The organism is Ruegeria sp. Ofav3-42 (assembly GCF_022347725.1).
In the GTDB taxonomy this organism is placed as follows: Bacteria; Pseudomonadota; Alphaproteobacteria; order Rhodobacterales; family Rhodobacteraceae; genus Ruegeria.
This window is the reverse complement of sequence record NZ_JAKRGB010000012.1, coordinates 49,987-63,155: the sequence shown is the minus strand read 5'-3', so window position 1 is coordinate 63,155 and position 13,169 is coordinate 49,987. Positions and strand designations below refer to the sequence as shown.

At 56.7% G+C, this 13,169-nt stretch carries 12 protein-coding genes; 8 read left to right on the top strand and 4 right to left on the bottom strand.

The window, feature by feature from the left end; genetic code table 11:
* Position 1: 1 nt before the first annotated feature.
* On the bottom strand, positions 2-1,009 hold the full coding sequence (locus MHN28_RS17240) for an ornithine cyclodeaminase family protein (RefSeq protein ID WP_239343814.1): 1,008 nt from the start codon (positions 1,007-1,009) through the stop codon (positions 2-4).
* On the opposite strand from MHN28_RS17240, the gene MHN28_RS17235 reads away from it, so the two are divergent.
* Positions 1,008-2,042: a LysR family transcriptional regulator gene (locus MHN28_RS17235; protein WP_239343813.1), complete on the top strand. Its 1,035-nt coding sequence runs from the start codon at positions 1,008-1,010 to the stop codon at positions 2,040-2,042. The genes MHN28_RS17240 and MHN28_RS17235 overlap by 2 nt on opposite strands.
* A 75-nt stretch (positions 2,043-2,117) precedes the next feature.
* Here the strand turns inward: MHN28_RS17235 and MHN28_RS17230 are convergent, their stop codons facing one another.
* A complete protein-coding gene (locus tag MHN28_RS17230) occupies positions 2,118-3,086 on the bottom strand; it encodes a LysR family transcriptional regulator (RefSeq protein WP_239343812.1) in 969 nt (322 codons plus the stop codon).
* Between the two features lie 128 nt (positions 3,087-3,214).
* On the opposite strand from MHN28_RS17230, the gene MHN28_RS17225 reads away from it, so the two are divergent.
* The 7 genes from MHN28_RS17225 to MHN28_RS17195 all read left to right on the top strand — a co-directional run bounded on the left by MHN28_RS17225 (position 3,215) and on the right by MHN28_RS17195 (position 10,829).
* Positions 3,215-4,222: a TAXI family TRAP transporter solute-binding subunit gene (locus tag MHN28_RS17225; protein ID WP_370645739.1), complete on the top strand. Its 1,008-nt coding sequence runs from the start codon at positions 3,215-3,217 to the stop codon at positions 4,220-4,222.
* Between the two features lie 81 nt (positions 4,223-4,303).
* On the top strand, positions 4,304-6,517 hold the full coding sequence (locus tag MHN28_RS17220; RefSeq protein ID WP_239343811.1) for a TRAP transporter fused permease subunit: 2,214 nt from the start codon (positions 4,304-4,306) through the stop codon (positions 6,515-6,517).
* A 4-nt stretch (positions 6,518-6,521) separates the two neighbouring features.
* On the top strand, positions 6,522-7,760 hold the full coding sequence (locus MHN28_RS17215; RefSeq protein WP_239343810.1) for an FAD-binding oxidoreductase: 1,239 nt from the start codon (positions 6,522-6,524) through the stop codon (positions 7,758-7,760).
* A 24-nt stretch (positions 7,761-7,784) separates the two neighbouring features.
* A complete protein-coding gene (locus tag MHN28_RS17210; RefSeq protein WP_239343809.1) occupies positions 7,785-8,528 on the top strand; it encodes an aspartate/glutamate racemase family protein in 744 nt (247 codons plus the stop codon).
* 122 nt (positions 8,529-8,650) lie between these two features.
* Positions 8,651-9,379, top strand: a complete 729-nt coding sequence (locus tag MHN28_RS17205; protein WP_239343808.1) for a TSUP family transporter — start codon at positions 8,651-8,653, stop codon at positions 9,377-9,379.
* 16 nt (positions 9,380-9,395) lie between these two features.
* Positions 9,396-10,409 (top strand): D-cysteine desulfhydrase family protein, encoded by a 1,014-nt coding sequence (locus MHN28_RS17200; RefSeq protein WP_239343807.1) that lies wholly within the window; start codon positions 9,396-9,398, stop codon positions 10,407-10,409.
* Between the two features lie 75 nt (positions 10,410-10,484).
* Complete coding sequence (locus MHN28_RS17195) at positions 10,485-10,829, top strand: RidA family protein (RefSeq protein WP_239343806.1); 345 nt, start codon at positions 10,485-10,487, stop codon at positions 10,827-10,829.
* A 238-nt stretch (positions 10,830-11,067) separates the two neighbouring features.
* Here the strand turns inward: MHN28_RS17195 and sstT are convergent, their stop codons facing one another.
* Together sstT and MHN28_RS17185 are read right to left on the bottom strand one after the other, a co-directional pair.
* Positions 11,068-12,297 carry a serine/threonine transporter SstT gene (gene sstT / locus MHN28_RS17190; RefSeq protein ID WP_239343805.1) on the bottom strand — a complete coding sequence of 410 codons (1,230 nt, stop codon included), beginning with the start codon at positions 12,295-12,297 and terminating at the stop codon, positions 11,068-11,070.
* 347 nt (positions 12,298-12,644) lie between these two features.
* Positions 12,645-13,169, bottom strand: coding sequence for a hypothetical protein (locus tag MHN28_RS17185; RefSeq protein ID WP_239343804.1), 525 nt, complete (start codon positions 13,167-13,169; stop codon positions 12,645-12,647).

The following is a 13,169-nucleotide window of genomic DNA, read 5'->3' as shown; positions in this document are numbered from 1 at the left end:
ATCAGACGTTCCGGTACAGCAGGTTTTGGGCGATACCAAGCTCGCGGGCCCGCTCCAAAATCCGCGCACCCAACGCGATATCTCCGGTCGACATTCCGCGGTGCCAGAACAGGATGGTTTCGTCATCCGCCTCGCGGCCCGGCTTCAATCCGGCCGCTATTTCGCCGATTTCCGCATAAAACGTGTCTTCACTGACCAGGCCCGCATCTATATGCGGCCGCAGAGCACCAAGATGGCCCGCTCGCATCTGCCCCAGATCATCCATGACAAATTTATCGAACCCTTCGGTGAAATTCAGCGGTAGGGCACTCATGGTGCCATAGGGCACGACAAACGCGCCCTTCTTGACCCAGGATCGGTCAAAAATCGGCGTTGGCCGTTTCAGGCGCGTTGCCTCGACCAGGATGTCCGCGTCTTTCAGGCAACTTTCCCAGTCATCGGTAACGATCACCTTTTTGCCCAGATCACGGCTCAGTCTTTCACCAAACGCATCCCGGCTTTCGGGACGCCGCGAATGCACCCGGATTTCTTCGAAATCGAACAGGTGATCCAACAGTCTGACATTCCAGTAGGACGTGCCGCGCGCGCCCACATGCCCCAAAATTCGCGGATTTCGCGGCCCCAGCCATTTGGCGCCAAGCGCAGTGAGTGCACCGGTCCGCATATCGGTAATTCCCGCCGCATCAATCACAGCACGCGGGGCACCAGTTCTGGGGCAGAAGAGATTCAGCAGCGCCAGCTCCGACGGCAGACCACTCTTGTAGTTATCGACATAATCGCCCACGATTTTCACCCCTGCATAACCCAGCGGCTCAACATACCCGCGCAGCACGTTGAAATGACCGTTGAATGCAGGATCCGGTGTCAGGTGCATACGCGGTTCAATAACCGTTTTACCCTGGCCCGCAGCAATCAGCCCCTGCTCGATCGCATCCAGAATATCGTCATTGCCAAGCGCCACCTGATCGATTTCGGGCTGGCCCAGGTATTCAATCTCGATCTTTGGCATGAACGCTTCCTTTGCTTTTCTCCAATCCTTAGGGGAGGCGTGCTGGCGTTCCAGATCGAAAAATGTGAATCTTGACCAAGAAAATCTGATGCAGCAAGGATGCCCTGCAATGCGACTTCCACCGCTGAATTCACTTAAGGCATTCGAAGCCAGCGTTCGCCTGGGCGGCTTCACCGCAGCCGCGTCCGAACTGGGCGTTTCGCCCGCTGCAGTCAGCATGCAAGTTAAAAAGGCCGAGGATTTTTTGGGAAAAACGCTGTTTCGCCGCACTAATAACAGCCTACATTTGACCGATGCCGGGCGGTACTACTACCCGACAATTTCTGATGCTTTAATGAGTATTTCAGTCGCCACCGACCAGTTACTTGAAAACGAAGCGCGATCCCGAATCGTAATCAGCACAATCCAGTCTTTGGCAGAAAAATGGGTCGCGCCGGCGGTATCGAGGTTTCGATCAATCCATCCGGACATTGGACTGGAATTGCGCATCGAAAGTGATCCGGTGGATCTTTTGCGCACTCAGACCGATATCAGGGTGACTTCTGAAGGCCACCTATACCCGCAGCACATATCAGTGCCTCTCTTCACCGACTCCGTTTTTCCCTACTTCACCGAGCAGTTCCAAAAACAGAACCTTGTCAAAGAAGATCTGACCAAGGCACCCGATAATCTGCTGATCCACACGGATTGGGGCGAGCAATATGCCTCGTATCCGACCTGGTCAGCGTGGTTTCGGGCTGCGGGGACTGCAAGAACACCGGATGTTCGCAAAGGCTTGCGGGTCGGCGGTGCGGCTGTCGCTTTTGCGCTTGCGTCTCAGGGTGCTGGTGTCGCTCTGGTTCCCAAGATGGTGATCTCTGCGCAATCCGGGTCGGAGCCCTATCCTCAGTCGGAATGGCCCGGCTTGCCCCTGCCTTATGCTTTTGTCGCTATTTTACCCAAACACGCCGCGCCCCCTCACGAAAACCGCCGCAAAGCTGCATTGGTTCAGGCACTTCTTAGCAACCTCACTCAAATCGATGAACAGACCTGACACGCATTTCAACCTTCATACACAGGCCGCGACCGCCCCATTGCAGCCTTTGTTCGGATCACAGTATCAAAATCTTCAACTCTGCTTGTCGTCCGCCTCATCAATCTGCACTGCGTGTGGGTTGGCCTTCACTTCCTTTAGCATCTGCAAGACTTCGGATTTCCAACCTGCTTTGATCTTCAGAGCCAGTTGAGACGGCGGACGGTGGTCGGGCTGCAGGATCGCATATTCGTATCTGAGCGGGCTTTGGAAAGGCACGAAGGTAACCTGCCCTTGAGACAGATTGAGTTCCCGTTCGGTCGCGACCGTCAATGGATCAACAATCGTGCAGCACTGACCTGAACTTACAAAGGGTACCAGCGGCAGAAAATACTGGCAGGTCACGGTCGGGTTGTAGTTTGCAGACTCTTCCTGAAACTCTAATCGGACCTTGCGCTGGAATGGATGAGTGGCGTGCAATCCCCCCATTGGAATCCCGTCCAGATCTGAAATCGTTATGCTCTCTCGAGATGCGAGAGGATGCGCGCGATCAACTGCGCAAAAACAGTCCGCCCGAATGATCTCGGTCGAATATTGTCGCTCCCTTCCGACCGAGTGTTCAAAATCTGCAAAGCCAAAATCGATATTCTGTGTCCCTGCAAGCTCCATGATCTGGGGCGAACTGCGTGTAGAGAGCGTAATTCGGATATCGGGGTTCTCGCCCACTGACTGGCTGATGAACCGGGGGAACAAGAAAGCTGATGGACCGGGCATGGTGGCGATATTCAAACTGCCGGATCGACCTTTGATCAAACCTTCCATCGTGCCCGAAATCGTTGAAAGACGGTCCAGGATACCTGTTGTTTCCGCAAGAAGGTAGTGCGCTTCCGGCACCGGAACCAGACGACGGCCCTTGCGTTCGAACAACGTCAGACCCAAGGACTTTTCAAGGTTCTTCAGCGCCAGGCTGATCGCCGGCTGCGTACGGTTCAGTTTTTTCGCAGTTTGAGAGATGGATCCGGTTTCCATCACCTCGCGAAACACGGTGAGCTGTGTGAGATTCATCCCCCGCACATAAACCAAACTTTAGTTTAGTGAAATATAACAAATTTGTATTTATGAAATTTGCCTCTACGCTTGCGGGATCGAAGTTTGGGAAAACCGAATCCGACGATCTAAAAAGGGAGATGAGAATGAAATTTATGAAATGCTTGACCGGATTGGCTTTGGCAGGCGCGCTGGCCGCGCCTGCGCTGGCCCAGGACCCGACGTTTTTCCGCATCGGCACCGGCGGTGCTGGCGGAACCTATTTCCCCATTGGCGGCACTATCGCAAACGGTATCTCCGCCCCTCCGGGGTCGCGTCCATGTGAAGAGGGCGGACAGTGCGGCGTTCCGGGTCTGATCGCGATTGCGCAGTCCACTACTGCGTCGGTGTTCAACAACGCTGCCGTGCAAAATGGCGAGTTGGAGGCCGGTCTGGCCGCGGCAGACGTCACCCGCTCGATGTATCTGGGTGAGGGCAAGTTCGATGGCAAACCCCACCCCAAGCTGCGCATCGTGGCCAATCTGTTCCCCGAAGACCTGCATCTGGTTCTGCCCGCTGGTCAGACCATCAACGACCTGAGTGATCTGGAAGGCAAGCGCGTCGGCATTGCTCAGGCCGGTTCGGGCACGCAGGTTGCCGTTCTGCAGATGCTGGATGCCTGGGGCGTCAACCGTGACAACATGGACGAAGCCGAACTGAACAACAGCCAGAGCGCCGAGCGTCTGGCCGACGGTCAGTTGGACGCTTACTTCTATGCTGCAGGCTGGCCGGTTGCCGCGATGGTTCAGCTGTCCTCGACTAAGGGCATGAACCTGCATTCCTTCTCGGACGAGGATCTGGCGAAGATCAACGAGATCATCCCGGCCTATATCCCCTCGGCCATTCCGGGCGGTGTCTATGAAGGTATCGATGCCGAGACCAAGACTCCTGCTGTCAGCGCAATGCTGGTTGTGTCCTCGGATCTGTCGGACGATCTGGTCTATGAGCTGACCAAAGCCTTGTGGAACGACAACACCCGCAAGCTGCTGGACAACGGCCATGCCAAGGGCAGGCAGATCACAGCCGAAACGGCGCTGGACGGTGTCGAGGCGCTGGGTGTTCCGCTGCATCCGGGTGCTGAGAAGTTCTACAAAGAAGCCGGGCTTCTTCAGTAATTCAGCATCAAGAAACTTAAACGTCCGGTGTCCCCTATGGGGCACCGGGTTCTCGAAATACGCGTAATCAGGGGGGCCATCATGTCCGAGACACAGAAACTTGATGACCACGAGCTGACAGCCGAAGAACTGGCAGCCATCGAAGAACAATTCGACGAAGGAGCCGCCGTCCGGCACGTTACGCCGACAACCGGTAAAGTTCTGCGTGTCGTTGCCCTGATCTTTGCATTCTATGAATTCTTCACGGCCGGCTTTGGTCTGCCGGCCGATCACTGGCACATGGGCATCTATCTGGCCCTGCTGTTCATTCTGGTCTACGCGACAATCCCGATTATCGGGGCCAAAAGCCTCTATGCACTCAAGGTCAGCCGATTCCGCATCGGCAACATCCCTCTTTACGATCTGGTCTTCATGGCGCTGGGGATCGTCGCGGCGCTGTATGTGGGCGTCGCCTGGCGCGGCATTCCGTTGCTGGGGATCGAGGAACAGACGTTCCGCATGGGTAACCCCAACTTGTACGACGTGATTTTGGGCGTGATCATCATCCTGCTAGTGCTGGATATCGCGCGCCGTACGTTGGGCTGGGTGCTGCCGCTGATCATCTGTGTCTTTATCTCATACGCGCTGCTGGGGCCGTACTTCCCCGGACTGCTGCGGCATCCCGGCGTGAACTTCAAAACCTTCGTATCGTCGATGTATTTCCCGCAGGAGGGCATTTACGGCGTCACTCTTTGGGTTGTTTCCACCATCGTGTTCCATTTCGTGTTGTTCGGCGTGATCGCGCAGCGCACGGGATTGGGGCAGCTTTTCATTGATAACGCTACGATTTTGGCGGGTCGCTATACCGGCGGTCCGGCAAAAGTGTCGGTGGTATCCTCGGCCTTCTTCGGCACGATTTCGGGATCTTCGGTGGCCAACACCGTTTCGACCGGCGCGCTGACAATTCCCAACATGAAGCGCCTTGGATACCCCGGCCATTTTGCAGGCGGCGTCGAGGCCGCGTCTTCGGCGGGTGGACAAATCACGCCGCCGATCATGGGGGCCGCTGCCTTCATCATGGCCGAGTTCCTCGAGGTTCCCTACACCACCATCGTGATTGCCGCGATCTTCCCGGCCATCCTGCACTATGTCGGCGTCTTTGCCGTGGTGCACCTGATGGCCCGCAAGCTGAACCTGAAAGGCCTGGCCAAAGAGCAGCTGCCGCAGCTCAAGGCCGTCTGGGCCGAAGGCTGGGCCAATATCGTGCCCCTGATTGGCCTCCTGGTCGTGCTGTTCACTGGCTACACGCCCTTTATGTCTGCCTTCTGCGGTATCTCGCTGGCGGTGATCGCCGGCATGTCGCGCCTGAAACAACCTCCGACACTGATCTACGCGGCGGCGTTCCTGGCCTTTGTGCTATGGAAATTTTCAGACGGCGGGTTTGACCTTACGATGACGGCGATCCTGTGTGCTCTGTCCGTGATCGCGACGCTTAACCCACAAAAACGGATCGAAGTACCTGAGATGCTGCAGGCGGTCGAGCTGGGCGTGAAATACTCGCTGGCCGTGGGTGCTGCGGCCGCTGCGGTTGGCATCGTAGTGGGCGTGATCAACACGACCGGCATCGGCTTCCGCATCGGCTTTATGGTCACGCAAGGTGCGGGTAATCTGGCATCCGACCTCTACAACCTGATCTCGTTCGGCGGCTTCCAGCTGTTTGCGATGGAAGACCTGCAGCTGTTCATCTCGCTGGTCTTCATTGCTGTTGTCTGCATCTTGATGGGCGCGGGCATCCCAACGACTGCGCTGTACATTATGCTGGTTTCCGTCGCCCAGCCCGCGCTGGCACAGCTGGGTGTTCCGCCGATCGCAAGCCACCTGTTCGTTCTCTATTACGGAGTCGTGTCCGAGATCACGCCCCCGGTCTGTACATCCGCCTATGCGGCGGCGGCAATCGCCAACTCGAACCCATTCCGAACCGGGCTGTCCGCCTTTACGCTTGGCTTGGGCAAGGTGATTGCGCCGATGGCGTTTGTCTATGCTCCGGTCCTACTTTTCGTGTCTTCAACCGGGTTCAATCTATGGGAGTTCACCTACACTGCGGCAAGCTGCATTGCAGGGGTGATCGCACTGTCGGCTGCTGTGGTGGGCTATTGGCTGCAACCAATGAACATTGCATCGCGCGTTCTGATGGCAATCGCCGGGGTCATTTTCGTCGCGCCAAGCCTGACTGCGGATCTGATCGCGCTGGCCGTGGCCTCGCCGGTCATCGTCACCCAGTTGATCGGGCGCAATCGCAGCCATTCTCCGGCGTGACACGATGACCGAACAAGTCACCATCATCGGCGCAGGGATCGTCGGCGTTTGCTGCGCCCTGTCGCTGCAGGAACGCGGCGTCCCGGTTCGGCTCATCGACCGGGGCGAACCGGGGCAGGAAACCTCGTTTGGCAATGCAGGCGTGGTGTCGCCATGGTCGGTTATTCCGCAGGCGGTTCCGGGTATTTGGAAAAGACTGCCCCAGATGTTGCTGGACCCAAAAAGCGCGCTGTCAGTTCGGCTTGCCTTCTGGCCAAAGATGATCCCTTGGGGGATGCGCTTCTTAGGCAACTCCGGTGAAAAGACCGTTCGCGAGGTCTCGGACGCGATGGAGATTTTGTGTCGTCCGTCCATTGATCTGTACCGCCGACATCTGCAGGGCACCGGGCACGAAGACCTGATCACCGACAGCTATTATGTGCATGCTTTCCGCCACCCAGAACAAGCCAATCTGAATGGGCTTGATTACCTGATCCGCCAGGAAAAGGGCGGCGATCTTGAGCGTATTGACGGCGAAGAACTTCGACGCCTTGAACCTGCGCTGACGGGTGCGTTCAAGGCAGCAATCGTGATCAAAGGTCAGGCGCGCGCGACCTCTCCGGGGCGGATGGGAGCGGTTCTGGCAGACAAAGCACGTATGCAAGGTGCTGAGATCATACGAACCGAGGTCACCAAGCTGATCCGCGCCGAGGATGGTGGCTGGACGCTTACTACCCCGCAGGAAACACTGCACGCCCAGCGCGTCGTACTGGCGGCTGGTGTTTGGTCTGCCGACTTGCTGAAGCCGCTGGGCCTGCCCGTGCCGCTTGTCGCCGAGCGGGGTTATCACGTTGAATTCCCGACCCCCTCGGCGGAATTGAACAACTCCGTCATGGATGTGGACGCAAAGGTTGTCGCAAGTTCAATGCAAGGCGGTCTGCGGGTCGCCGGCACGGCGGAGTTTGCCGATATCGACGCCTCCATTGATCCACACAAGGAAAAGGTCCTGACCGATCAGGCAAAATCCATGATACCGGACCTTGATACAGACCAGGCGCGGTTCTGGATGGGACGGCGCCCTTCCTTTCCCGACAGCCTTCCCGCGATCGGCTCAATAGATGGCAAGGACGGACTCTACGCTGCGTTCGGGCACTCTCACTATGGCTTGATGATGGCCCCGAAAACCGGCGAGCTCATTGCCGACCTCGTGTCCGGGCGCAGCCCGAACGTCAACCTTGACCCATTTTTGCTGGCCCGGTTTTAACCCAAATCGAAAGGACTGAACACCATGCCAATTTACGATGGCGGCCAAAACATTTGCGGGGCATCGATTGGGGTTTTGTGTCTTGAAAGCTACTTTCCGAAGCCACCCGGTCACATCAAGAACCCGTCCAGCCTACCGTTTCCGGTGCTTTATGAGATGATCAACGGCGTCACAGTTCCGACCCTTCTGAACAATCCCACGCCGGAACTCCTGGAGCCTTTTATCAAAGGCGCTCAGCGTCTTGAGGCTGAAGGCGTACGGGCCATTACCGGCAGTTGCGGTTTTCTGGCCTTGTTTCAAAAGGAACTGGCCGCCGCCGTTTCCGTACCTGTCTTCGCATCCAGTCTGATCCAGGTGCCGTTGGCCTACCACATGACCGGAGCCAACGCTCCGGTGGGTGTGTTGACCGCGGACGCATCGGCCCTGACCCCGCGGCATTTCGAAGGCGTCGGAGCAGCAGATATCCCGGTCGCGGTACAAGGGTTAGAACACACCAGCGAATTCGCCGAAGTAATCTTGGGCAACTCGCGGACTCGCATGGACACCGATCTGATCGAGGCCGAAGTTCTGGAGGCAGCCCGGCGTCTCAAACGCCAAGCGCCCGAAATACGGTCACTGGTTTTGGAATGCACGGATCTGCCCCCATACGCGGCACGACTTCAGGAAGAGCTGCATCTTCCGGTGTTCGACCTGACAACGCTAGCACATATGGCCCATTCCGTTGCAACCCGAAGTTCGTATTCAGGGATCATGCCTTGGTCGCCATGACGCAGGCGGGCATCTCGGATTATTGGGCTAGGTCGTGCACCGGCGATATGGGCATGGACCTGGCTCGAAACTCTGGATACTTCCACCATTGCAACAGGTGGTCGCCGCCATGAGGGGTTGAAGTGTCCGTCGAACTATCCATTTTGATGCTCGCCATCTGCCTTGGCGCCATACTGCAGGTCGGAGTCGGCATTGGGTTCAGCATCATTGCCGGGCCGCCAATGATGGTTTTGCTTGGTACGTCGACGGCTGTTCCTGTTCTGCTTCTGTTGAACACCGTTGTTTCAGCCGCTGCCACCGACCGGCACATTCTTCGGACCGAACGCAAGACAATTTACACCGCAGTCTTCGGTTGCCTTATCGGAGTGCTTGCCGGTCTGGTCGTCTATCCCATGTTGAGCGAGGCATTTGTTCTGGCCCTGACGGCTTGCCTGCTGCTGATCGGACTGATTACGACCCTGATCCCTTTTCACAACGCGATTGGGACTGCGGGATTTTCCGCTGTATCAGGATTGTCTGGTCTTGCAACCGTTTGGGCGGCGACCCCTGGCCCTTTGATGGTGTTCGGTTTGATTGCGAAAGGCTGCTCGGGCAAGAATGTCGCCAAGTTGGTCCAGCCCATTGCTCTGGTGGCATACGGCATCGCTTTTCTGTTGCACAGTTTTTCTGGGGCTCAGTCAATCCCGTACGGGCCGCAAATTTGGGCCTTTATTGCGACAACACTGGTCGGCAGCTTGCTTGGTCGCATTATCGGCGCTTACCTGCCGCAGGCATTCACCACAGCCGCCATTCGGGTCGTTTCCCTGATTGCTTGTTGTGTTCTCTTTCAACGCGCCTACACGATGGCATAGTTTCGGAGGGCAGATGATGGCACGAACAAACACTCTGGCTAATTTCCCTCGGGCCAGGCTCATGTCCGGTCCGACACCGCTGGAAAGACTGGACCGGATGTCGAACAAGTTGGGCATCGACCTCTGGCTCAAACGCGATGATCTTACCGGCCTGGGGTTTGGTGGAAACAAAACGCGCCAGCTTGAGTTTTACTTCGGTGATGCACTACAACAGGGTGCGGACACCATTTTGATCACGGGCGCCGTTCAATCGAACTATGTCCGATCTGCAGCTGCGGCTGCCGCCCGGTTGGGCATGCAATCCGTTTTGCAGCTGGAAGAGCGTGTTCCCGATATGGGTGCAGATTACTACAGTTCGGGCAATGTGCTGTTGGCCAAAATTCTGGGTGCCGAACATATGAGCTATCCCAAGGGAGAAGACGAAGCCGGCGCAGACGCTGCGCTGCACGCCCGCGCGGAAGAGCTGAAGGCCCAAGGACGCAAACCGTACGTGATCCACTTGGGTTTGAACCATCCACCATTGGGCGCTTTGGGCTATGTCGTTGCAGGGCAGGAATTGTGCCAGCAGATGCCCGATTTCGATGCGGTCGTCGTGCCATCAGGCAGCGGCGCAACGCATGGTGGGTTGTTGACCGGAGTTGCGCTGGCTGGGGTGAATTCCCCGGTGTTCGGGGTCTGCGTTCGTCGGGACAGTTCCAAGCAGCATGCCCGCATGCAGACCGTCCTTCAGAAACTGGCGGATTTGCTTGAGATCGATGCGCCGGCTCTGCAGGCCAAGATCGAGGTTCTAGACGAGGCCCTGCCACCGGGCTACGGCAAGTTGAGCGCCACGACCCGCAATGCACTAGAGATGATGGCCCGGACCGAGGGGGTTTTCCTAGACCCCGTTTATTCCGCAAAAACCTTCGCGGGTTTGCTGCATTTGGTTGATGTGGGGAAAATCCAGCCGGGTCAGAAAGTCGTTATGCTGCACACCGGCGGGCTGCCCGCATTATTCGGGTATCAAAGCGAATTGACGACCAGCTCATAGCAAGAAATCTGCCTTTCTCCGCTTTTGCGCCACGCGAAATCACCACCAGATTCCATAACAAGGAAGACACACGACATGACCATCACCCGGATCGAAAACGGCCAACGCATGAGCCGTATCGTCAAACACAGCGGCGTCGCCTATCTGTGCGGCCAGACATCGGACGCGGAAACCGTGACCGAGCAAACGCGCGACATACTGGCCAAGGTCGAGGTCCTGCTGGCCAAAGCCGGCAGCGACAAAACCCGTATTCTGAAATGCGAAATCTGGCTCGCTGACATGGCGGACTTTGCCGAAATGAATGCCGTATGGGATGCCTGGGTACCGGAAGGCCATGCGCCTGCCCGCGCGTGTGGAGAGTCCAAGCTCGCCCGCGATGTGTTGAAGGTCGAAATGATAGTGACCGCCGCCTGCGACTAATAGGTTGCAGCACGATTGACGCGGCATCAGGATTTCAGGTGTTTGGGGCTTCAAACCGGTTGCGTGGATCATGCGCGTTTTCGATATCCGCCGACAGTTTCACTTCAAATGAACCCGCCTAATTTCGCATTTGCCGGAACTTGGGTATTGCACCCAAGGCAAGATGCGCCGCTTAGCGGCGCATCGTCTGTTTTCAGGTATCTCAGAAGACGATCCCTAAAGAGAGCGTGAGTACTTCTTACGCAGGGACCTCATTCAGGGGCAGTTTTTGCGGATAAGGATCACCTTGCTTGTACGACCCGGCCGCAGTGAACAGCACGTCTGTCGACGAGTTCAGCCCGGTTTCTGCAGAATCCTGCAGGACGCCGACGATGAACCCGATACTGACAACCTGCATGGCTGTTGCGTTGTCGATTCCAAACAGGCTGGCCGCCATCGGGATCAACAGCAGCGATCCACCCGCTACGCCCGAAGCTCCGGTCGCGGCAATTGCTGCGATGACGCTTAGCAACAGGGCCGAGAGGAAGTCGACGTCGATGCCCATTGTGTGAACTGCCGCCAGTGTCATAACGGTGATGGTGATGGCTGCGCCACCCATGTTGATTGTGGCACCAATCGGAATGGTGACCGAATAGGTTTCTTCATCCAGATTCATCCGCCGGCACAGCTCCATGTTAACCGGGATGTTGGCGGCAGAACTGCGCATGAAGAATGCAGTGATGCCGGATTCCCTGAGGCAGGTGAACACCAGCGGATAAGGGTTTTGGCGAATGCGCAGGAATACGATCAGCGGATTGACCACAAGCGCCATGAACGCCATGCAACCGATCAACAACATCAGCAGGTTGGCATAGCCGACGAGCGTGCCAAACCCCGTTTCCGCGATGGTCGAAGCGACGATGCCAAAAATACCAATCGGTGCGACCCGAATTATGGCAGAAACGATCTTGGTGATCCCGTTGTCCAGATCCTGCATGAACGTCTTGGTCGTGTCGCTTGCGTGGCGAAAGACCAGACCAAGACCCACCGCCCAGGCGAGAATGCCGATGTAGTTGGCCTGGGCCAGGGCATTTGCCGGGTTATCCACGATTTTTAGCAGGATGTTTTTTACAACCTCGGCAAGACCGTCGGGGGCATCCATGATCTGAGGTGTTCCGGTCAGTTGCAAAGAGACGGGAAACATGAAGCTGGCCAAAACCGCAACCAAAGCTGCCGCGAAAGTGCCGAGGATGTACAGAAGCACCACCGGACCCATGCGGGCCTCGCTGTCCTTTTTGTGGTTGGTGATCGCGGCACAGACCAGGATCAGCACCAGCACCGGTGCGACCGCTTTCAGCGCATCGACAAAGAAGTCGCCAAGCAAACCCATCGCCATGCCTGCCTGAGGCCAGACAGCGGCGAGAAGAACACCAGCGATGAGCCCGACAATGATTTGTGTAACCAGGCTACTTTTTAGAATGAAACTCATCGGGACCATCCTGTTTGTTGTGGGCCTTGCAGGTGGATCGGACACCTCCCAAGGCACAGTGAAAGTTAACAGATTGGCGGCTATATGGGCTTTGCGAGCACGATTGTAACCGTTCCGGCACGCTCAATCGGTCCGAGTTCAGCCGTAACCCTGCCGTTCCACCCTTGAGCAATTCCAATTTTGGCACATATACCGAGCCGGCCAATTGACGCTAATATGCATCAATATATAGATATTTTGCGATCTCAGAAAATTTCCGCCTTCCCCCACGTCAACTGAGGTCGCCGCAATAACTATTTTGCAAAATTTCAAAGAATTTTGACGGCCTTGGCCAATTTAGGGATCGTCTACTGAGAATTCGTATCACAAGATCGTATTTTGGGAGTGTCCGTAGACACGCGCGTAAGGCTCCAAATGCAGGTCTGAACCGTCAGTCCCGGAATGTTCGGCACCTGATCCGAAGCCCAGACACTCGTGACCGACAAGCTGAACGGCGCAGATGAGGTTGATGCCGGAAAAAACCTTGCCAGCTCTTTCGATGGGAAAGTGCCGCCACAGGCCTCAAAGTAACCGCTGATCAAAGTGCCATCGGGCGACAGTGCGATTGAGCCAGAGTAAAGCGAGTATTCGGCCCCAAGCTCTTGTTTGTCGGTGTAGAGCAGGTCAATGGATATGTCGTCGCCATCCTGCACGATCCCGGCGCGCATCGGGTCTGACCAGCTTGCAGGAACACCCCCCGTGGTACTGTCGCAGGCGTACCGTCCCTCGTATTGTCCGGTCAACGAGAAGGTCTCGGCAAGTGATGCCGTCGCGATCTGCCCCAACACCAGGGTCGTTGCTGCGGCACGTCCGAAAAAATGCTTCGCGGTCAT

Excerpts from the sequence above, each read along its gene's own strand:
- MHN28_RS17235 (WP_239343813.1), top strand. The coding sequence starts at position 1,008 with ATGAACGCTTCCTTTGCTTTTCTCCAATCCTTAGGGGAGGCGTGCTGG.
- MHN28_RS17240 (WP_239343814.1), bottom strand. The coding sequence starts at position 1,009 with ATGCCAAAGATCGAGATTGAATACCTGGGCCAGCCCGAAATCGATCAG.
- MHN28_RS17230 (WP_239343812.1), bottom strand. The coding sequence starts at position 3,086 with ATGAATCTCACACAGCTCACCGTGTTTCGCGAGGTGATGGAAACCGGA.
- MHN28_RS17225 (WP_370645739.1), top strand. The coding sequence starts at position 3,215 with ATGAAATTTATGAAATGCTTGACCGGATTGGCTTTGGCAGGCGCGCTG.
- MHN28_RS17220 (WP_239343811.1), top strand. The coding sequence starts at position 4,304 with ATGTCCGAGACACAGAAACTTGATGACCACGAGCTGACAGCCGAAGAA.
- MHN28_RS17215 (WP_239343810.1), top strand. The coding sequence starts at position 6,522 with ATGACCGAACAAGTCACCATCATCGGCGCAGGGATCGTCGGCGTTTGC.
- MHN28_RS17210 (WP_239343809.1), top strand. The coding sequence starts at position 7,785 with ATGCCAATTTACGATGGCGGCCAAAACATTTGCGGGGCATCGATTGGG.
- MHN28_RS17200 (WP_239343807.1), top strand. The coding sequence starts at position 9,396 with ATGGCACGAACAAACACTCTGGCTAATTTCCCTCGGGCCAGGCTCATG.
- MHN28_RS17195 (WP_239343806.1), top strand. The coding sequence starts at position 10,485 with ATGACCATCACCCGGATCGAAAACGGCCAACGCATGAGCCGTATCGTC.
- sstT (WP_239343805.1), bottom strand. The coding sequence starts at position 12,297 with ATGAGTTTCATTCTAAAAAGTAGCCTGGTTACACAAATCATTGTCGGG.
- MHN28_RS17185 (WP_239343804.1), bottom strand. The coding sequence starts at position 13,169 with ATGACCGCGAAGCATTTTTTCGGACGTGCCGCAGCAACGACCCTGGTG.